The sequence below is a fragment of the Streptomyces sp. NPDC001568 genome (assembly GCF_042893755.1).
GTDB lineage: Bacteria > Actinomycetota > Actinomycetes > Streptomycetales > Streptomycetaceae > Streptomyces.
In genome coordinates, this window is sequence record NZ_JBIAVF010000022.1 from 29,721 (window position 1) to 49,066 (window position 19,346).

16 protein-coding genes are annotated in these 19,346 nt (G+C 69.2%); 11 read left to right on the forward strand and 5 right to left on the reverse strand.

Features of this window, described 5'->3' with window-relative positions; translation table 11 throughout:
• The first annotated feature begins 71 nt into the window (after positions 1-71).
• Positions 72-1,859, forward strand: a complete 1,788-nt coding sequence (gene gcl, locus ACFY0I_RS32990) for a glyoxylate carboligase (protein ID WP_388902620.1) — start codon at positions 72-74, stop codon at positions 1,857-1,859.
• A 280-nt stretch (positions 1,860-2,139) separates the two neighbouring features.
• Positions 2,140-3,639: an APC family permease gene (locus tag ACFY0I_RS32995; RefSeq protein ID WP_388902623.1), complete on the forward strand. Its 1,500-nt coding sequence runs from the start codon at positions 2,140-2,142 to the stop codon at positions 3,637-3,639.
• A 486-nt stretch (positions 3,640-4,125) separates the two neighbouring features.
• Here ACFY0I_RS32995 and ACFY0I_RS33000 read toward each other — a convergent pair whose 3' ends face one another.
• The 3 genes from ACFY0I_RS33000 to ACFY0I_RS33010 form a co-directional block, all read right to left on the reverse strand.
• On the reverse strand, positions 4,126-5,583 hold the full coding sequence (locus ACFY0I_RS33000) for a catalase (protein ID WP_388902776.1): 1,458 nt from the start codon (positions 5,581-5,583) through the stop codon (positions 4,126-4,128).
• Positions 5,584-5,815: 232 nt separating this feature from the next.
• On the reverse strand, positions 5,816-6,706 hold the full coding sequence (locus tag ACFY0I_RS33005) for a 2-hydroxy-3-oxopropionate reductase (RefSeq protein ID WP_388902625.1): 891 nt from the start codon (positions 6,704-6,706) through the stop codon (positions 5,816-5,818).
• Between the two features lie 75 nt (positions 6,707-6,781).
• Positions 6,782-7,615 (reverse strand): TIM barrel protein, encoded by an 834-nt coding sequence (locus ACFY0I_RS33010; RefSeq protein ID WP_362876380.1) that lies wholly within the window; start codon positions 7,613-7,615, stop codon positions 6,782-6,784.
• Positions 7,616-7,741: 126 nt separating this feature from the next.
• Here ACFY0I_RS33010 and ACFY0I_RS33015 point away from each other — a divergent pair, with 126 nt between their 5' ends.
• From ACFY0I_RS33015 to ACFY0I_RS33055, 9 genes are all read left to right on the forward strand, one after another.
• Positions 7,742-7,993 carry a thiamine-binding protein gene (locus tag ACFY0I_RS33015; protein ID WP_388902628.1) on the forward strand — a complete coding sequence of 84 codons (252 nt, stop codon included), beginning with the start codon at positions 7,742-7,744 and terminating at the stop codon, positions 7,991-7,993.
• Positions 7,990-8,385 carry a helix-turn-helix domain-containing protein gene (locus tag ACFY0I_RS33020; RefSeq protein WP_388902630.1) on the forward strand — a complete coding sequence of 132 codons (396 nt, stop codon included), beginning with the start codon at positions 7,990-7,992 and terminating at the stop codon, positions 8,383-8,385. The genes ACFY0I_RS33015 and ACFY0I_RS33020 overlap by 4 nt, the downstream gene beginning before the upstream one ends.
• Positions 8,386-8,539: 154 nt before the next feature.
• A complete protein-coding gene (uraD, locus tag ACFY0I_RS33025) occupies positions 8,540-9,046 on the forward strand; it encodes a 2-oxo-4-hydroxy-4-carboxy-5-ureidoimidazoline decarboxylase (protein ID WP_385582062.1) in 507 nt (168 codons plus the stop codon).
• A 2-nt stretch (positions 9,047-9,048) separates the two neighbouring features.
• The gene (gene uraH / locus ACFY0I_RS33030) at positions 9,049-9,438 is read left to right on the forward strand and encodes a hydroxyisourate hydrolase (protein WP_281204049.1); all 390 of its coding nucleotides are present in this window, start codon (positions 9,049-9,051) and stop codon (positions 9,436-9,438) included.
• Position 9,439: 1 nt separating this feature from the next.
• The gene (gene pucL / locus ACFY0I_RS33035; RefSeq protein ID WP_388902632.1) at positions 9,440-10,363 is read left to right on the forward strand and encodes a factor-independent urate hydroxylase; all 924 of its coding nucleotides are present in this window, start codon (positions 9,440-9,442) and stop codon (positions 10,361-10,363) included.
• Positions 10,364-10,555: 192 nt separating this feature from the next.
• Entirely contained in the window at positions 10,556-11,959 is a 1,404-nt protein-coding gene (locus tag ACFY0I_RS33040) for an 8-oxoguanine deaminase (protein WP_388902634.1), read from the forward strand.
• A 351-nt stretch (positions 11,960-12,310) separates the two neighbouring features.
• Positions 12,311-13,702, forward strand: a complete 1,392-nt coding sequence (locus ACFY0I_RS33045) for a nucleobase:cation symporter-2 family protein (RefSeq protein ID WP_388902636.1) — start codon at positions 12,311-12,313, stop codon at positions 13,700-13,702.
• Between the two features lie 319 nt (positions 13,703-14,021).
• Positions 14,022-15,116, forward strand: a complete 1,095-nt coding sequence (locus ACFY0I_RS33050; RefSeq protein ID WP_388902638.1) for a saccharopine dehydrogenase — start codon at positions 14,022-14,024, stop codon at positions 15,114-15,116.
• Between the two features lie 249 nt (positions 15,117-15,365).
• A complete protein-coding gene (locus ACFY0I_RS33055) occupies positions 15,366-15,854 on the forward strand; it encodes a CAP domain-containing protein (protein WP_388902640.1) in 489 nt (162 codons plus the stop codon).
• Between the two features lie 112 nt (positions 15,855-15,966).
• On the opposite strand, the gene ACFY0I_RS33060 is transcribed toward ACFY0I_RS33055, so the two are convergent.
• Both ACFY0I_RS33060 and aceB read right to left on the reverse strand, forming a co-directional pair.
• Positions 15,967-17,169, reverse strand: coding sequence for a GDSL-type esterase/lipase family protein (locus ACFY0I_RS33060; RefSeq protein WP_388902643.1), 1,203 nt, complete (start codon positions 17,167-17,169; stop codon positions 15,967-15,969).
• Between the two features lie 316 nt (positions 17,170-17,485).
• A complete protein-coding gene (aceB, locus tag ACFY0I_RS33065) occupies positions 17,486-19,105 on the reverse strand; it encodes a malate synthase A (RefSeq protein ID WP_388902645.1) in 1,620 nt (539 codons plus the stop codon).
• Positions 19,106-19,346: the final 241 nt, after the last annotated feature.

A 19,346-nucleotide genomic window follows, 5' to 3' on the forward strand; every position in this document is an offset into this window, starting at 1 on the left:
TTGTTCCGTATAGCAGAACAAAACTTCCGGATTACGGAAAAGCCTGACCGTCGGACCCGCAGGAGAACTCGATGCCCCGTATGACAGCCGCCGCCGCTGCAGTGGAGATCCTCAAGCTTGAGGGCGTTTCGCAAGCCTTCGGCGTGCCCGGCGCAGCGATCAACCCGTTCTACCGCGAGCTCAAGAACGTGGGCGGCATCAGCCACACGCTGGCCCGCCACGTCGAGGGCGCCTCGCACATGGCCGAGGGATACACGCGTGCCAAGGCGGGCAACATCGGTGTCTGCATCGGTACGTCCGGCCCCGCCGGCACCGACATGATCACCGGCCTGTACTCGGCGATCGCGGACTCCATCCCGATCCTGTGCATCACCGGTCAGGCTCCGGTCTCGAAGCTCCACAAGGAGGACTTCCAGGCCGTCGACATCGCCTCGATCGCCAAGCCCGTCACCAAGAAGGCCACGACCGTCCTGGAGGCCGCGCAGGTCCCGGGCGTGTTCCAGGAGGCCTTCCACCTGATGCGTTCCGGCCGTCCGGGCCCGGTCCTGATCGACCTCCCCATCGACGTCCAGCTGACCGAGATCGAGTTCGACCCGGAGACCTACGCGCCGCTGCCGGTCTACAAGCCGCAGGCCACCCGCGCCCAGGCCGCCAAGGCCCTGCAGTTCCTGCTGGAGTCGGAGCGTCCGCTGATCGTCGCCGGTGGCGGCATCATCAACGCCGACGCCTCCGACCTGCTGGTCGAGTTCGCCGAGCTGGTCAACGTCCCGGTCATCTCCACCCTGATGGGCTGGGGCACCATCCCGGACGACCACGAGCTGGCCGCCGGCATGGTCGGCGTGCAGACCGCGCACCGCTACGGCAACGCCACGTTCCTGGAGTCGGACTTCGTCTTCGGCATCGGCAACCGCTGGGCCAACCGTCACACCGGTTACAACCTGGACGCCTACACCAAGGGCCGCAAGTTCGTCCACGTCGACATCGAGCCCACCCAGCTCGGCAAGATCTTCGCCCCGGACTTCGGCATCGCCTCCGACGCCAAGGCCGCGCTGGAGCTCTTCATCGAGATCGCCAAGGAGCTCAAGGCCGAGGGCAAGCTGCCGGACTTCTCCGCCTGGACCGCCTCGGCGCAGGACCGCAAGGCGACCCTGCAGCGCCGCACGCACTTCGACAACATCCCCCTGAAGCCGCAGCGCGTCTACGAGGAGATGAACAAGGCGTTCGGTCCCGAGACCCGCTACGTCACCACCATCGGGCTCTCGCAGATCGCCGCCGCGCAGTTCCTGCACGTCTACCGCCCGCGCAACTGGATCAACTGCGGCCAGGCCGGCCCGCTCGGCTGGACCATCCCGGCCGCGATCGGTGCCGCCACCGCCGAGCCGGAGACCCCGATCGTCGCGCTCTCGGGCGACTACGACTTCCAGTTCATGATCGAGGAGCTGGCGGTCGCCGCCCAGCACAAGGTCCCCTACGTCCACGTCCTCGTGAACAACGCCTACCTGGGTCTGATCCGTCAGGCGCAGGGTGGTCTGGGCATCAACTTCGAGGTCAACCTCGAGTTCGAGAACATCAACACCCCCGAGCTGGGTGTCTACGGTGTCGACCACGTCAAGGTCGCCGAGGGCCTGGGCGTCAAGGCCATCCGCGTCACCGACCCGGACAAGCTGGGCGAGGCCTTCGAGGAGGCCAAGAAGCTGGCCCAGGAGTTCCAGGTCCCGGTCGTCGTCGAGGCCATCCTGGAGCGCATCACCAACATCGCGATGAGCAAGACGGTCGACATGAGCGACGTCACCGAGTTCGAAGAGCTGGCGACCGAGCCGGGCCACGCCCCGACCGCGATCAAGGCCCTCAAGGTCTGATCACCCCGCACCACCCGACGGCCCCCGCCCCTCCACCCGGAGGGGCGGGGGCCGTCCGCGTCTCGGAGCCGATCGCCGGTGGCGGGTCGCCGGCCGGCGGTCGCCGAATCGCGGCCGGTGGTGCCGGGGGTCCGTTCGGGGGCCCGGCCGCGCGCGTCGAGCCCCGCGTACGGGGCCCGGGCGGTCGCGGGGGCACACTGGCCGGGCTGCCCCCGCCCCCTCCGGCCCCCACGCCGCCGCTGCCGCGGAGAGACGGCGCCAGGGGCACGGGGAAGGGCAGGTGGCCGAGGTGGTCGAGGCGTCGCAGGCTCCTACGGGTGGACGGGACGGCGGTGGGCCCGCCGAGCCCGGCGGCTACCGGCAGGAGCTGAAACGTACTCTCGGCTCGTTCCAGGTGTTCGCGATCTCGTTCGCGTTCATCTCGGTCGCGGTCGGGATCTTCGCCACCTACGACCAGGTACTGCTGACCTCCGGGCCGGTCGGGATCTGGCTGTGGTTGATCGCGGCCGTGGGGCAGACCCTGGTGGCGCTCGTGGTCGCGCAGTTCGCGGCCCGCATCCCGCTCAGCGGCTCCTCGTACCAATGGGCCTCGCGGCTGGCGAGCCCGCGCACGGGGTGGTGGTTCGGCTGGTTGACCTTCTGCTATCTGGCGATCGCCGTGGTGGCGATGGACAGCGCGCTCGCCTCCCAGGCGTTCATGCCGCTGGCCGGCATCGCGGCGGACGAGGGCACCGCGCGCCTGATCACGGTGGTGGCCCTGTTCGTCCAGGCCCTGGTCGCCATCGCCTCGACGCGCCTGGTCAGCTGGATCAACTCGGTCGCGGTGGGGCTCGAAGTGGTCCTCGTGGTGCTGGTGGCCGTCGCCCTCGTCGTCGCCGTGCTGGTCACGGGCGGCGGTTCGGCCGCCAACCTCACCTCACGGGGCGTCGCCGTGCACGCGGGCGACTACTTCGGGGTCGGCGGCGGGCTGATGCTCGCGATGATCATGGGACTCGCCACCCTCGTCGGGTTCGACTCCGCGGCCAACCTGGCGGAGGAGGCCAAGGACCCCTACCGCAGCGTCCCGCGCGCCATCGTGGGATCGGTCGTGGCGGCCGGGATCCTCGGCATGCTGTTCCTGATCGCGCTCACCTTCGCGATCGAGGACCTCCCGCGGATCAGCGCCGACCCCTCGCCCGTCGCGGCGATCCTGCGCGAGCGCTTCGGTCCGGCGGCGGAGAGCGGGCTGCTGGTCGCGATCTCGTTCGCGTTCTTCGGCGCCGGGGTCGTGGTGATGGTCGCCTGCTCGCGGCTCGTCTACGCGATGTCGCGCGACGGGCGCTTCCCCGCGTACCGCACGATGCGTCGGGTCAACCCCCGCACCCGGACGCCCATCCCGGCGACCCTCCTGATCCTCGCGCTCGGCGTCGTCCTGATGGTCGGGCTGCCGGGGGCCGCGCTGCTGGAACTGATCACCGCGTCGACCATCCTCCCGGCCCTGATCTACGGCGCGACGATCGTCCTCTACCTGGCCGTACGGGGCCGGCTGGCCCGCAAGGAAGGCGCGTTCGGCCTCGGACGCTTCGAGCTGCCCGTCGCGCTCTGCGCGCTGGTGTGGACGCTCGTGGCGCTGTTCGTCCTGGTGGCGCCGGCCGAGGCGCTGGTCTCCGTGGTGATCGTGGCCGGCCTGCTCGTCCTGGGAGGGCTGTTCTTCGCCGGGATGCTGCTCTTCGACCGCGAGTCGCTGCGGAGGCCGCCCGGCGACGACGCGGACGAACACGCACCCGGCGACCGCGCCTGACGGGCCCGCCCGACGAGGCGGCGCTGGACGAGGCCGCGCCCGACGAGGCCGCGGCACCGAGCAGGCCGCGGCACCGAGCAGGCACCGCACCGCACACGACAAAGCGCCGAGTCACGGGACCGTCCGTGACTCGGCGCTCTGGTTTGGTACCGCCCGACGGAGCGAGGCTGGCGCGACAGGACGTTCGCACCGCCGGGCGGAGTGTCGGGGGGAGGTTGTCCTCTTCTTGTAGGAGGGGGCTCTGTGCGTAGCCCCTCGTACAAGGAGGAGGTGGCTGGGACCGTGGCGGGCGGGCGACGAGAACTCCGGCTTCGTCTCCCTCAGGTCAAGAGACGGGCCTCGGAACCCATTACCACCGCACTGGCTCGCACGCTCGCCACGGTCCTCGTCCTGCCCTCACCGCGTACCACCCCTCATCCGGGTCCACGGGTCGGGCTAGCACCCGGGGCCTGACCTCCCGTCAGGCCTCGGGTACAGCTTTCGGGCTCAGGCGTCGCGCAGGGCGCGGACGGCCTCCTCGACGCGCTTGCCGTAGTCGGCGTCGGCGGCGTGGAAGTGAGCCAGGTTCTTCTCGATGACGTCCTCCAGGGTGACCTGGGAGAGACCGCCGGCGATGTTCGCCACCAGACGGCCCTTCTCGGCCTCCGACATCAGCCGGAACAGCTCGCCGGCCTGGAAGAAGTTGTCGTCCTTGGTGTGCGCCGGGGCCTCGTGGGTGCCCGTCCAGCCGGATACGGCCTGCGGGGCGCCCAGCGCGAGACCGGTCTCGGCCGGACCCTGGTACGAGTTGGGCTCGTAGTTCTTGTCCTGGCGCGAGCCGTTGCGCAGCGCCATGACGCCGTCGCGGCCGTAGTTGTCGGCCTTCGCCGCCTTCGGTGCGTTGACCGGCAGCACGGTGTGGTTCACACCGAGGCGGTAGCGCTGGGCGTCGGCGTACGCGAAGAGACGGCCCTGGAGCATCTTGTCCGGCGAGGCGGTGATGCCCGGGACGAAGTTGTTCGGGGAGAACGCGGACTGCTCGACCTCGGCGAAGACGTTGTCCGGGTTGCGGTCGAGGACCAGACGGCCCACGCGCTGCAGCGGGTAGTCGCTGTGCGGCCACACCTTGGTGAGGTCGAACGGGTTGAAGCGGTAGTCCGCGGCCTCGGCGGCGGGCATGATCTGGACGTAGAGGGTCCAGCTCGGGTTCACGCCGCGCTCGATCGCCTGGAGCAGGTCGGTCTGGTGCGAGTTCGCGTCCTTGCCGACGAGCTCGGCGGCCTGGTCGCTGGAGAGGCTGCGGACGCCCTGGTTCGTCTTGAAGTGGTACTTGACGAAGAAGGCCTCACCCTGGGCGTTGGTCCACTGGTAGGTGTGGGAGCCGTAGCCGTTCATGTGGCGGTAGGACGCGGGGATGCCGCGGTCACCCATCAGCCAGGTGATCTGGTGCGTCGCCTCGGGGGCGTGCGCCCAGAAGTCCCAGACGTTGTCCGGCTCCTGCTTGCCCGTGAAGGGGTCGCGCTTCTGGGAGTGGATGAAGTCGGGGAACTTGATCGGGTCCTTGATGAAGAACACCGGGGTGTTGTTGCCGACGAGGTCGTAGTTGCCCTCTTCGGTGTAGAACTTCAGCGCGAAACCGCGGGGGTCGCGGACCGCGTCCGCGCCGCCGAGGGAGTCCGCCACGGTGGAGAACCGCAGGAAGGTCTCGGTCTTCTTGCCGACCGTGTTCAGGAACGCGGCGCTCGTGTACGCGGTGACGTCGTCGGTCACCTCGAAGTGGCCGTACGCGGCGGAACCGCGGGCGTGTACCACGCGCTCCGGGATGCGCTCACGGTTGAAGCGGGCAAGCTTCTCGAGGAGCTGCTGGTCCTGGACCAGGAGCGGGCCACCGACGCCGGCGGTGGCGGAGTTCTGATTGTCGGCGACCGGGGCGCCGGACTCGGTCGTCAGCGTGCGCTTCGACATGGTGACCTTCCGTACGGATAACTGCTGACGGAATCCGTCTTCCGTCATGCGGAACAGCCTAAATTCGGCTGGAACGTGGCGTCAACAGTTTGTTGAACAAAGATTGAGGAGAGGAAATCCGGACGGTGCCGGCGCTTGGGCGCGACAGGACAGGTGTCAGCACCGGCACCATCCGGACACTCGGGGCCCCCGTGAGGGGGGAGCGCGGCCCGGCGAGCGGGCCGCGGCGGGATCAGACCTGGTCGCCGGAGAGGCGCTCGACCGCGCGCAGCAGCGCGGAGTGGTCCAGGCCGCCGTCACCCTGGGCGCGCAGCGAGGCGACCAGCTGGGCGACGACCGCGCCGACCGGAAGGGCCGCACCGACGTTGCGGGCGGCGTCGGTGACGATGCCCATGTCCTTGTGGTGCAGGTCGATCCGGAAACCGGGCTTGAAGTCGCGGTTCAGGAAGTTGTCCTTCTTGCGGGTCAGGACCGTGGAGCCGGCCAGACCACCGTTGAGGACGTCCAGGGCGGCCTGGAGGTTCACGCCCGACTTCTCGAGGAAGACGACGGCCTCGGCGCACGCCTGGATGTTCACCGCGACGATGAGCTGGTTGGCAGCCTTCACCGTCTGGCCGGAGCCGTGCGGACCGCACAGGACGATGGTCTTGCCGAGGGTCTCCAGGACCGGCAGGGCCTCGTCGAAGTCGGCCTGCTCGCCACCCACCATGATCGACAGGACGGCCTCGATGGCACCGGCCTCGCCACCGGACACCGGGGCGTCGATGACGCGGATGCCCTTCTCGGCGGCGTTCTTCGCGAGGTCGATCGAGGTCTGCGGGGTGATCGACGACATGTCGACGATCAGCGCGCCGGACTTCGCGTTCTCCAGGATGCCGTTCTCACCGTAGGAGATGGCCTCGACCTGCGGGGAGGCGGGCACCATCGTGATGATGACGTCGGCGTCCTTGACGGCCTCGGCGATCGAGCCGGCCGCGCTGCCGCCGGCGGCGGCCAGGCGGTCCAGCTTGTCCTGCTCCAGGGTGAAGCCGGTGACCTGGTAACCGGCCTTCAGGAGGTTCTCGGCCATGGGGGAGCCCATGATTCCGAGGCCGATCCAGGCGATCTTGGGGAGGTTGCTCATGATGAGGGTCCTTCTCTTAATGCTTTGTACGAAAAGTGCGGGGGGTGCCTGGCTGATCGCCTGGACTTTGTCCGCCTATCGGGCGGCGCGGGCCTCGGCGGGCAGCCACTCGAAGGACGCGGCGGCGTCGGCCGCCTTGTACTCGAGGCCGACCCAGCCCTCGTATCCAGCCTTCTTCAGCTGGTCCAGGAGCGCCTCGAGAGGCAGCTCGCCGGTGCCGGGGGCACCGCGTCCGGGCTTGTCCGCGATCTGGACGTGACCGGTCTTGGCGGCGTACTTTTCGATGACCTCGGAGAGGTCCTCATCGTTCATCGCCAGGTGGTACAGGTCGAGCAGGAACTTGGCGTTCCCGAGGCCGGTGGCCTCGTTGACCTTGTCCACGACCTCGATGCCGGCCGGCGCGCTCACCAGGGGGTAGAGCGGCGACTCGGGCTTGTTGAGGGTCTCGATCAGGAGGATCGCGCCGACGCGGTCGGCGGCCCGAGCGGCCACCACCAGGTTCTTCAGCGCGAGCTCGTCCTGGACGGCCGGGTCCACGCCTTCGACGCGGTTGCCGTACAGGGCGTTCAGCGCCTTGCAACCCACCGAGGCGGCGAAGTCCGCCGCGACGTTGATGTTGGCGTTGAAGCGGTCCGACTCGTCACCGGGTACCGAAACCGCACCGCGGTCCGGGCCCGGCAGTTGGCCGGCATAGAAGTTCAGGCCCACCAGCTGGGTGCCGGCGTCCTCAAGAGCCTTCTTGAGGGCGTCCAGCTCAGCCTGTGCGGGGGTGGGGGTCTCGATCCAGGGCCACCACAGCTCGACCGCCGTGAAGCCCGCCGCGGCGGCAGCCGCGGGACGCTCCAGGAGCGGGAGTTCCGTGAAGAGGATCGACAGGTTTACATCGAAGCGCTGGTCCGTGTATCCCATGAGGGGTGTGCGCTCCTTCCGTATTGCGGAAGTTATTTTCTGCTTGATGGAAGACTGCATGGGATTCCGCGCCGATGTCAAGTGCGGACTGCCGAAAAATCGTGACTGCGCAGTAGGTTGACCTGCGTGCGATTGAGAGTGGAGTTCACGACCGAGCCCTTCGATCTCGAAGAGGCCCCCGCCCATGCCGTGGCCGCTCGCGAGGTCATCCAGAAGGCCCAGCTGGACGCGGTGGACGTCGGTCCCTTCGGCAACACCGCCGAGGGTGAGGCCGATCAGGTGCTGACCGCCGTGGCCGCGCTGCTGCGCGACTCCCTGGGCGCCGGCGCGACGCGCGTCTCGCTCCAGGTGAACGTGATCAGGGAGGAGACCTCGTGACCGAGCCCCGTGACCACCCCTTCGTCGCCGCGGTCAAGCCCCTGGTCGACGCGATGGGCGGCGAGCTGATGGATCCGGCCCAGGCGCAGCCGGACGACGTGGTCCTCAGCTGGGAGGGTCAGGAGCTGCTGGCGGTGCGACTGCCCCAGCTGTCCGACTCGCTGGACCACATCCTGGCCGCCCTGGAGCGCCGGCACGGCGTACCGTTGGCGCAGCTGGACCGCAAGTCGAAGCAGGACGTGGTGCGGATACTGGAGGCGCGGGGCGCCTTCTCGGTCCGACACGGTGTGGAAACGGTCGCGGGAGCCCTGGGGGTAAGCCGCTTCACCGTCTACAACTACTTGAACAGGGATTCGGCCACTCCCAAAGGGGCCAAGCACAGCCAAGAGTGAGCACCGTGTCACCACACGTGAGGAGCCGCCGCCCAATTCACCCGGGCGGCGGCTTTTGTGTACGGGAAGTTTCAACAAAGTGTTGACGCCGTGTTGTCGAGAGCGTTAGCTATGCGCAGCCCGTCTAAGCAACAACAGGCCACGGAGGCCTACCGTGACTTCGAGTCCGACCCCGGGTCTCACCCGGTTCAACGCCTTGGATGACAGCGAGGCCACGGCCGAACTGCACGAGGTGTGCGCCAGCTCGGCATGGGGCGCCAAGCTCCTCGCCCAGCGCCCCTTCGCCACCGCCGACTCCTTGTTCGCCGCGAACGAATCCGCCATGGCGGAGCTCACCGCGGAGGACCTGGGCGAGGCGATGGGAGGCCACGCGCCGATCGGCCGGCCGAAGCCGGGGGACCCGACCTCCGCCCGCGAGCAGCGTGGCATGGCCGGCGCCTCGGAGGAGCTCAAGAACGAACTCCTCGAACTGAACCTGGCCTACCAGGAGAAGTTCGGCCACGTCTTCCTCATCTGCGCCACCGGTGCGACCGGTGCGTTCATGCGGGACGCGGTCAAGGTCCGGATCGACAACTCGCCGGAGCAGGAGCGGGAAACCGCCCGCGGCGAGCTCGTCAAGATCAACAAGATCCGCCTGACCCGACTCGTAGAAGGAGAGTGACCATGAGCACGGCAACCACCGCCTCGGTGTCCACTCACATCCTGGACACCAGCATCGGCAAGCCCGCCGAGGGCGTCGCCATCTCCCTGTCGGCCCGTACGGGTCTCGACGGCGAGTGGGCGGCCCTGGGCGGATCCGCCACCGATGCGGACGGGCGCTGCAAGGACCTGCCGGCGCTGCCGGAGGGCACCACCCACGTGCGTCTCGACTTCGAGACCGAGACGTACTTCTCCAAGAAGCAAGCCGAGGCGCAGCAGGACGCCCCCCGCGTAAGGGACAGCGGTGCGTTCTTCCCCGAGGTCACCATCACCTTCGCGGTGAACCCGGGCGAGCATTACCACGTACCGCTGCTGCTCAACCCGTTCGGCTACTCCGTTTACCGAGGGAGCTAGCATGGCCACGATTCTGGGCCAGAACCAGTACGGCAAAGCAGAGAACCGCGTCGTCAAGATCACGCGGGACGGCGACACCCACCACATCAAGGACCTGAACGTCTCGGTCGCCCTCTCCGGCGACATGGACGACGTCCACTACTCCGGCTCGAACGCCAACGTCCTGCCGACGGACACCACCAAGAACACGGTGTACGCGTTCGCCAAGGAGTACGGCATCGAGTCCGCCGAGCAGTTCGGCATCCACCTGGCGCGCTGGTTCGTCAACAGCCAGGAGCCGATCCAGAAGGCGCGCATCCGGATCGAGGAGTACTCCTGGTCCCGGATCGCCACCTCGGACGCCAACTCCAAGTTCATCGGCTCCGACGAGGTGAACCACTCCTTCGTCCGCAACGGCGGCGAGACCCGGGTCACCCAGATCACGTACGACGGCAAGAACTGGGAGGTCATCTCCGGCCTCAAGGACCTCGTCGTCATGAACTCCACGAACTCCGAGTTCTGGGGTTACGTGAAGGACAAGTACACGACGCTGAAGGAGGCCTACGACCGGATCCTGGCCACCCAGGTGTCGGCTCGCTGGCGCTTCGCCTGGTCGGACGACGACCAGCGGATGCCCAACTGGGAGAAGTCCTACGCCGAGACCCGCAAGCACATGCTGCAGGCCTTCGCGGAGACCTACTCCCTGTCGCTCCAGCAGACCCTGTACCAGATGGGTTCGCGCATCATCAACCACCGTTCGGAGATCGACGAGGTTCGCTTCTCGCTCCCGAACAAGCACCACTTCCTCGTCGACCTGGAGCCCTTCGGCCTCAAGAACGACAACGAGGTGTACTTCGCCGCCGACCGCCCGTACGGGCTGATCGAGGCGACGGTCCTCCGCGACGGCGTTGACGCCCGTATCCCCGTGGACATGACCAACCTCTAGGGCGCGGCACGCGTGCCCCGGGGCTCCGCAGTGGCCCCGGGGTGCGCGACACCCCCACAACTTCCTGAATCGGCACCCGGACGCAACATATGGGGCGGCAGTACTGTCAGCTGCCAAGGCCCCCGGCTCCGGCACTCAAATCCCCTGGGTTTTGCCGTGCCCGCACCGCCACTGAAAGCACGAGGAAGTCCCATGGCAGCATCGGCAGCCCCTGACAGCGCCGTCGAGCGCATCGTCATCGAGAACTGTGCGATCGCGACGGTCGACGCGAACGACACCGAGTACGCCTCGGGCCACGTCGTCCTCGCCGGCAACAGGATCGAGTTCGTCGGCGCGGGCAAAGCCCCCGCGAACCTCGAAAACGTAGTCCGCCGCATCGACGGCACCGGGCACCTCGTGACTCCCGGTCTGGTCAACACGCACCACCACTTCTACCAGTGGATCACGCGTGGTCTGGCCACCGACCACAACCTCTTCAACTGGCTCGTCGCGCTGTACCCGACGTGGGCGCGCATCGACGAGCAGATGACGTACACGGCCGCGCAGGGCTCCCTCGCCGCGATGGCCAAGGGTGGTGTGACCACCGCGATGGACCACCACTACGTCTTCCCCGCGAACTCCGGCGACCTGTCCGGTTCGATCATCCGCGCCGCGTCCGAGATGGGTGTCCGCTTCACCCTCGCCCGCGGCTCGATGGACCGCAGCGAGAAGGACGGCGGCCTGCCGCCGGACCACGCCGTCGAGACCCTCGAAGGCGCGCTGGCCGACACCGAGGCGACCGTCAAGCGCTACCACGACGCCTCCTTCGACGCGATGACCCAGGTCGCCGTCGCCCCCTGCTCGCCCTTCTCGGTCTCCACCGAGCTGCTGAAGCAGGGCGCCGAGCTGGCCCGCCGGCTGGGTGTGCGCCTGCACACGCACGGCTCCGAGACCGTCGAGGAAGAGCAGTTCTGCAAGGAACTGTTCGGCATGGGCCCGACCGACTACTTCGAGTCGACCGGCTGGCTCGGCGAGGACGTGTGGATGGCGCACAGCGTCCACATGAACGACTCCGACATCGCCGCGTTCGCCCGGACCAAGACCGGTGTCGCGCACTGCCCGTCCTCCAACGCCCGTCTGGCCGCCGGCATCGCCCGCGTCCCGGACATGCTGGCCGCCGGTGTACCGGTCGGCCTCGGCGTGGACGGCACCGCCTCCAACGAGTCAGGTGAGCTCCACACCGAGCTGCGCAACGCGCTGCTGATCAACCGCCTGAACCCGGTCCACCGCGAGCGGGCCCTCAACGCCCGTCAGGCCCTGCGCCTGGGTACCTACGGTGGCGCCCAGGTCCTCGGCCGCGCCGACAACATCGGTTCGCTGGAGGTCGGCAAGTGCGCCGACCTGGTCCTGTGGAACCTGAACACCCTCCTGCACTCCTCGATCGCCGACCCGGTCACCGCGCTGGTCTTCGGTGCGGCGGCCCCGGTGACGGCTTCGTTCGTCAACGGCAAGCAGATCGTCGAGAACAACCGACTGCTCTTCGCCGACGAGGACGCCATCGCGGTGTCCACGCGGGAAGAGGCCCAGCGCCTCGCGCGGATCTCCGCGCAGGCCTGATCCCCCGGAGTCCGGTCGGGGGGGACGGCCCTCGACCGGCGGCGGCGGACCCGAGCGGGGTCCGCGGCAGCCGTTCCCGGGAAGCGCCCGAGGAGAGATCCGAGGGCGCCCCCGGGGGCGGTGACTCGTGACAACCCGCACTGCGGCACAGGTCCCGTGCCACTGCCATGGCACCGCCGACCCCAGCGCGGGGCATGCGTGGAACCGATTTGGGCGAATCGTTTCCGCACCCCTTGGGACAAGCAATCGCAGCGTCACCCACAACTGAAGACAGGCACGACCAGCACGCTTTCGCACCACCTCCATGACACCCACGTCCCTGCCGACGTGTCTAACCGACCGGAGGAAGCCGTGGCCGCAACGCCCAGGTTTCGCAAAGATGCAGTCGTAGTACCGGAGGAGAAGCACCCGGTCGACGAGACCTTGCCTCCGCTGAAGATGTTCACCAGCGGCCTCCAGCACGTGGCCGCCATGTACGCGGGTGTCGTCGCCCCGCCCATGATCGTCGGTCCTGCCGTCGGCCTCTCCGCCACCGAGACCGCCTTCCTGATGGGCGCCTCGCTCTTCACCGCCGGCCTCGCCACCCTCCTCCAGACCCTCGGATTCTGGAAGATCGGCGCCAAACTCCCCTTCGTCAACGGCGTCTCCTTCGCCGGCGTGACCCCGATGATCGCCATCGGCAAGGGGGAGGGGGACAACGCCATCCCCATCATCTTCGGCGCGATCATCGTCGCCGGACTCGTCGGATTCCTCGCCGCCCCCTACTTCGGGAAGCTCGTACGCTTCTTCCCGCCCGTCGTCACCGGCACCGTCATCACCCTGATCGGCGTCTCGCTGCTCCCGGTGGCCTTCAACTGGTCGCAGGGCGGGAACAGCACCGCCCCCGACTACGGCTCGATGCAGAACATAGGCATGGCAGCCCTCACCCTGGCGATCGTCCTGGTGATGCGGAAGTTCCTGCGGGGCTTCCTCCAGCAGATCTCCATCCTGCTCGGTCTGATCGTGGGCACGCTCATCGCGATACCGCTGAACATGACCAACTTCGACGCCATCCGCAACGCGGACATCGTCGGCTTCCCGACCCCCTTCCACTTCGGCGCCCCGCAGTTCCAGGTGGCCGCCATCATCTCGATGTGCATCGTCATGCTGGTCTGCATGACCGAGTCCACCGCCGACATCCTCGCCCTCGGCAAGATCGTCGGCCGGCCGGCGGACGCGAAGACCATCGAGGGCGGCCTGCGCGCCGACACCCTCGGCAGCGCGATCAGCCCGCTGTTCAACGGCTTCATGTGCAGCGCCTTCGCGCAGAACATCGGCCTCGTCGCGATGACCAAGGTCCGCAGCCGGTTCGTGGTAGCCGCCGGTGGCGGCATCCTGATCCTGCTGGGCCTGTGCCCGATGGCCGCCTCCGTCATCGGAGTCGTCCCGCTGCCCGTCCTCGGCGGCGCCGGCATCGTCCTCTTCGGTTCGGTCGCTGCCAGCGGCATCCAGACCCTGGCCGGCGCGGCCATGGAGAAGGGGGAGAACGCCCTCATCGTCGCCGCCTCCATCGGCATCGGCCTGATCCCGATCGCCGCCCCCGGGTTCTACCACGACTTCCCGAAGGACCTCCTGGTGGTCCTCGACTCCGGCATCAGCACCGGCTGCGTGGTGGCGATCCTCCTCAACCTTGCCTTCAACCACCTCGGAACCAGGAAGGACGCAGCCGCCGAACCGGCCGCGGAACCGGCCTTCGTGCACTGACGCCCGGTCACCGACCGGCGTGCGGCGGTGCGTACGTCACCCACTGCGGGTGTGGCGTACGCACCGCCGCACGCCTTTTCGCGCGTCCGCACGCCTTCGCTCGCATCCGCACGCCCCCGGCGCCAGGACGCACCCGCGCGGGTCCCGGGGCCCGTGAGGTCGGGAGGTGCTCGCGGTGCCCCCGGGCCCGGAGTTCCGGGCCCGATCCCGCGTGCGCCGTATACGGCGCGGAAAGACATCGCATGAGCACGCGGTACCCGCACCGGGCCGCGCGCCGCCCGCTCGTCCCCACCCCTCTGAGCAGACAGGTGGCACAGCGATGGCAGATCTTCCGCAGCTCTGGATGCGCGACGAGACCCGCACCACCGAACGACGCGCGCCGCTGACCCCCGAGGACGCCGGACGGCTCGTCCGGCAGGGCGTACGGATCACCGTGGAGGACTCGGCGCACCGGGTCTTCCCCCTCGACGACTACCTCGCGGCCGGCTGCCGCGCGGCCCCGTCCGGGGCCTGGGCCGAGGCCGCGCCGGGGGCCGCGTACGTCCTCGGGTTGAAGGAACTCCCGCCCACGCCCGAGCTCCTGCGCCACCGCCACGTGTACTTCGGGCACGCCTACAAGGGGCAGGCCCAGGCCCCCGAACTGCTCAGGCGCTTCGCGGCGGGCGGCGGAACCCTGCTCGACCTGGAGTACCTCGCCGACGCGCAGGGCCGCAGGCTGGCCGCCTTCGGGTACTGGGCGGGCTACGCGGGGGCCGCCCTCGCCGCGCTGCACGCCCGGGGCCGGCTCGCGACCCCCCTCGTCCCACTGGCCCGCGCGGAACTGGACGCCCGCCTGCGGGCCCCCTCGCCCGACGGCTTACGCGCCCTGGTGATCGGCGCGGGCGGCCGCAGCGGCCGCGGCGCCTGCGACGCCCTCACCACGGCCGGGATGGCGGTCACCCGCTGGGGCCGCGCCGCGACCACCCGGCTGGACCGGGCCGCGCTGCTGGAGCACGACATCCTGGTCAACGCGGTGCTCACGACCCGGGCCGTGCCGCCGTTCCTGACCCCGGCCGATCTGGAGAGCGGCGCCCGCAGGCTCTCGGTCATCGCCGACATCACCTGTGACACCGGATCCGAGCTGCACCTGTTGCCCGTCTACGACCGGCTCACCGACTGGGAGGTCCCGGCCCGCCGCCTGCGGGGCGGGGACCGGCCGCTGGACGTCATCGCCATCGACAACCTGCCCTCCCTGCTGCCGGCCGAGGCCGCCCACGCCTTCTCGGCGGACCTGCTGCCCAAGCTCGCCGACCTGCACACCACCACGGCCGACCCGGACTGGCTCCGCTGCCGCGCCGCCTTCACCACGGCCCTGGCCCGCCTGCCGCGCCAACCGGGCGCGACGCAGGGGCGGTTCGAGGGGGTCCCGACGTAGGACCGTTCGTCGTGCGCCCGGCGGCGAAGTGTGCATCGGTCCGGCCCCGGGCGCGCCGCCCGTCGGATCAGCCCCGCCCGCAGGGGCGGCGTAGGCCCGTATCCGTGCCGCAATATGCCGGTTGACCTGCGGCTTTGCCGTGGGGAGATGCGGGCCGGCGGGGCCCGGCGGAGAATCATCGGTGATGGGGGTCGAGCGGCGACGCGACCACGTACGCCGCTCCTTTGTCGGAAGAAGGAAGGTATCCCCATGGCATCCGGATCCATACGGCGCAGGTGCACCATCGCGTGCGCGTCCTCGCTCCTCCTGTTCGCAGGAGCCGTAGGCACCGCCTCGGCGGCCGTAGCGGCGCCGCCCACGAACACCCGGGCCGCCGCCCCGTCCGCGGCGGACCCGAACAAGATCCTCGACTTGGTGAACCAGGCCCGTACGGCTGCCGGTTGTCCGGCCCTGACGGTCGACCCGGCCGTCACCGCCGCGGCCCAGGAATACGCGAACGACACGACCACCAGCCACACGGGCTCGGACGGTTCCAGCGTTCAGGACCGGCTGAAGAAGGCCGGAGCGACGTACACCGCCTCCGCGGAGAACATCGCCTGGGGCAGCGCGGACGAGCAGAAGCACGTGGACGGCTGGCTCAACAGTGCCGTCCACTCGGGCAACATCAAGAACTGCAACTACACGAAGACCGGCGTCGGAGTTTCGGGCGACAGGATCGTCCAGGTCTTCACCAACTGACGGGCACGACACCTCGCGCATCGGGCGCGGAGAGGGGCCGACCGCAACGTCCGGGACGGGCTGCCACGCATGGTCGTGGCGGCCCGCCCCGTCGTCGTGCGTACGGTCCCGGCTACGGCGCGGGCGTCAGGTACATCCCCGTGTGGTCACCGCCGGCCGTGTTCTTGCAGCTGACGCCGGAGCCCGCCGGCTGGGCGACGGCCAGGGCCAGGCAGCGTCCGGCGGCCAGCTGTCCGAAGTGGTTCGGGTGCATGGACTCCTGGATCAGGCCCTGCGACTCGCTGTTGTCGATCCAGCGCGCCCACTCGCTCGCCTTCGCCGAGGCCGGCGCCGAGGAACTGACCTGCTTGCTGGCCTTCGCACACACCTCGCGGCCCTGCATCATGTCCCGCAGGTCCAGGAACTGCGCGCCCTTCGCGGCGGCCACGGCCTTGAGGCGGCCCGCGATCTGCGGCACGAGGGAGTCCCGCGCCCAGTCGGAGTCCCTGTTCCAGAAGGGGCAGCCGCCGGTGTTGAGGCGGCTCCAGTCGCTCTGGGTGTACCGGTTCTCCGCGCCGCGCGGGATCGGCGACGGGTACGACTGGAGCACGACCCGGTACGAGGAGTCCGCGTACCCGGCGGTGCGCATGACGGCCCGGATCTCGTCGACGGACTTGCCGACGTTCGCCATGACTCCGTCGATCTTCCGGTCGACGCCCGCCTGTTGGTCGTCGTAGCAGTACGAGTTCCAGATGACGAAGTCGAGCGCGCAGTTCTTGATGATGTCGGCGAAGCCCAGGTCGTTGCCGCCGACGGAGAGGACGATGACCTTCACGTCGCGGCTCGCGGCCACCGCCGCGAGCTGATCGGCCTGCGGGGCCTCGCCCTTGAAGGCGACGCCGCCGTTCGAGGCCCGGAAGACGTTCGCCGAAACGGCGCCGGAGCAGGCCAGGTTCACGGCCGTCTCGGCGATGGGGCCGGCACTGAACACCTCGGCCGAGTCCGAACGGTGACAGCCGCCGGCGGTCGCCCCGTACACCTTGGCGGGATCGTAGGAACTGCCGCTGATCCACGCCCGGTCGGTGCCGTTCCTGCTGCCGCTGTTGGTCAGGCTGTTGCCCTTCCAGCGTCCGGCCTCGCCGGAGATGTAGCTGTCGCCCATGGACACCACGGCGGTGGGTCCGGTGCCCGGTGCCGGTCGCGGTCCGGCCGTGGAGGCGCCGGCGCCGACGGTCACCAGTGCCCCGGCGGCGACCGAGAGGGCCACCGCCGCCCTGGCGGCCCGTCGCACCCGGCCTCGGTCCCTGCTCCTGCTGGCGTTGCGGAATCCGATCACTGCGGAACTCCTGCGGTAGGCCACGCCGGAGACGGCAAGAACTCCGGTGTGTGGCTGGGGAAGTGGGGGTACCGCCGGCCGGTGGCTTCGGAAAGGTGACATGCCGACGGTTGTTACCGCTAGGTAGCCGCAGATCACGATGGGGTAACGACCGACCGGTCGTTCGGGACACGGGAATTCCGCTTGTTCGGCCGAACGAGGGGGCCCGGAGGTGGGGTTCGATCCGGACCCGGAAACGGCTCCGCCCCCGTCACCTCGGGGGTGACGGGGGCGGAGCCGGTGATTCGACTGCTGTGCGTGACAGCCGAAGCGATGGTCAGCCGATGAGCTGGTCGTACGCGGGAAGGGTGAGGAAGTCCGCGTAGTCGGCGTCCAGGGAGACCTGCAGGAGCAGGTCGTGGGCCTGCTGCCACTTGCCGGCCGCGAAGGCCTCCTCGCCGACCTCGGCGCGGATGGCGGCCAGTTCCTCGGCGGCGATCTCACGGGTCAGCTCGGCCGTCGCCGTCTTGCCGTTCTCGAAGACCACTCCGGCGTTGATCCACTGCCAGATCTGCGAGCGGGAGATCTCGGCGGTGGCCGCGTCCTCCATGAGGCCGAAGATGCCGACGGCGCCGAGGCCGCGCAGCCACGCCTCGATGTAGCGGGTGCCGACCTGGACCGCGTTGCGCAGGCCGTCGTAGGTCGGCTTCGCGTCCAGGGAGTCGATCGCGATCAGTTCGCCGGGGGCGACCGAGACGTCCTCGCGCAGGCGGTCCTTCTGGTTCGGCTTGTCGCCGAGGACGGCGTCGAAGGAGGCCATCGCGATCGGGACCAGGTCGGGGTGGGCGACCCAGGAGCCGTCGAAACCGTCGCCGGCCTCGCGGTCCTTGTCGGCCTTGACCTTCTCGAAGGCCACCTTGTTCACCTCGGCGTCCTTGCGGGACGGGATGAAGGCCGCCATGCCGCCGATCGCGTGCGCTCCGCGCTTGTGGCAGGTGCGCACCAGCAGTTCGGTGTACGCGCGCATGAAGGGGGCGGTCATCGTCACCGCGTTGCGGTCCGGCAGGACGAACTTCGCCCCGCCGTCGCGGAAGTTCTTCACGATGGAGAACAGGTAGTCCCAGCGGCCCGCGTTCAGGCCGGCCGCGTGGTCCTTGAGCTCGAAGAGGATCTCTTCCATCTCGTAGGCCGCGGTGATGGTCTCGATGAGGACGGTCGCGCGGACCGTGCCCTGCGGGATGCCGACGTAGTCCTGGGCGAAGACGAAGATGTCGTTCCAGAGGCGCGCCTCCAGGTGGGACTCGGTCTTCGGCAGGTAGAAGTACGGGCCCTTGCCGAGGTCGATCAGGCGCTGGGCGTTGTGGAAGAAGTACAGGCCGAAGTCGACGAGCGAACCGGAGGCCGGGCCGCCCTCGAAGCGCAGGTGGCGCTCCTCCAGGTGCCAGCCGCGCGGCCGCATGACGACGGTGGCGAGCTGGTCGGCGGGCTTCAGCGCGTACGCCTTGCCGGTGCGCGGGTCGGTGAAGTCGATGCGGCGCTCGTAGGCGTCGATGAGATTCAGCTGGCCGAGGACGACGTTCTCCCAGGTGGGAGCCGAGGCGTCCTCGAAGTCGGCGAGCCAGACCTTGGCGCCCGAGTTCAGGGCGTTGATGGTCATCTTGCGGTCCGTCGGACCGGTGATCTCCACGCGGCGGTCGTTCAGCGCGGCCGGAGCCGGCGCGACCTTCCAGTCTCCCTCGCGGACCTGTGCGGTGTCCGGGAGGAAGTCGAGGGTGGAGGTCCGGGCGATCTCGGCGCGCCGCTCGCCGCGTCGGGCGAGGAGCTCGGCGCGGCGGGGTGCGAACCGCCGGTGGAGCTCGGCCACGAAGGCGAGGGCCGCTTCGGTGAGGACTTCGTCCTGCCGGGGCAGGGGCTCGGCGTCGACGATGGCCAGCGGGGACGGCGCTGGTGCGGACATATCTGTCACTCCTTCAGCGGCGGTGCCTGGCGGCCGCGGGGGAATGCTCGCGCGAGACGGCACGCAGTGCCGTCGGGTGTGGAGAGTTCCGGAGTACGGTCGCGGGCGCCGTCTGGGGGTTCAGGGCGCTTCTGACCAGTGGATAGTAATTTCCTCATGGTGGAAGTTCAATGGTTTGTTGATGTCGAGATTCTCCGAGTCGACAGATTCCGCATCCTGGTGGCCCTCGGTGCCATCACGG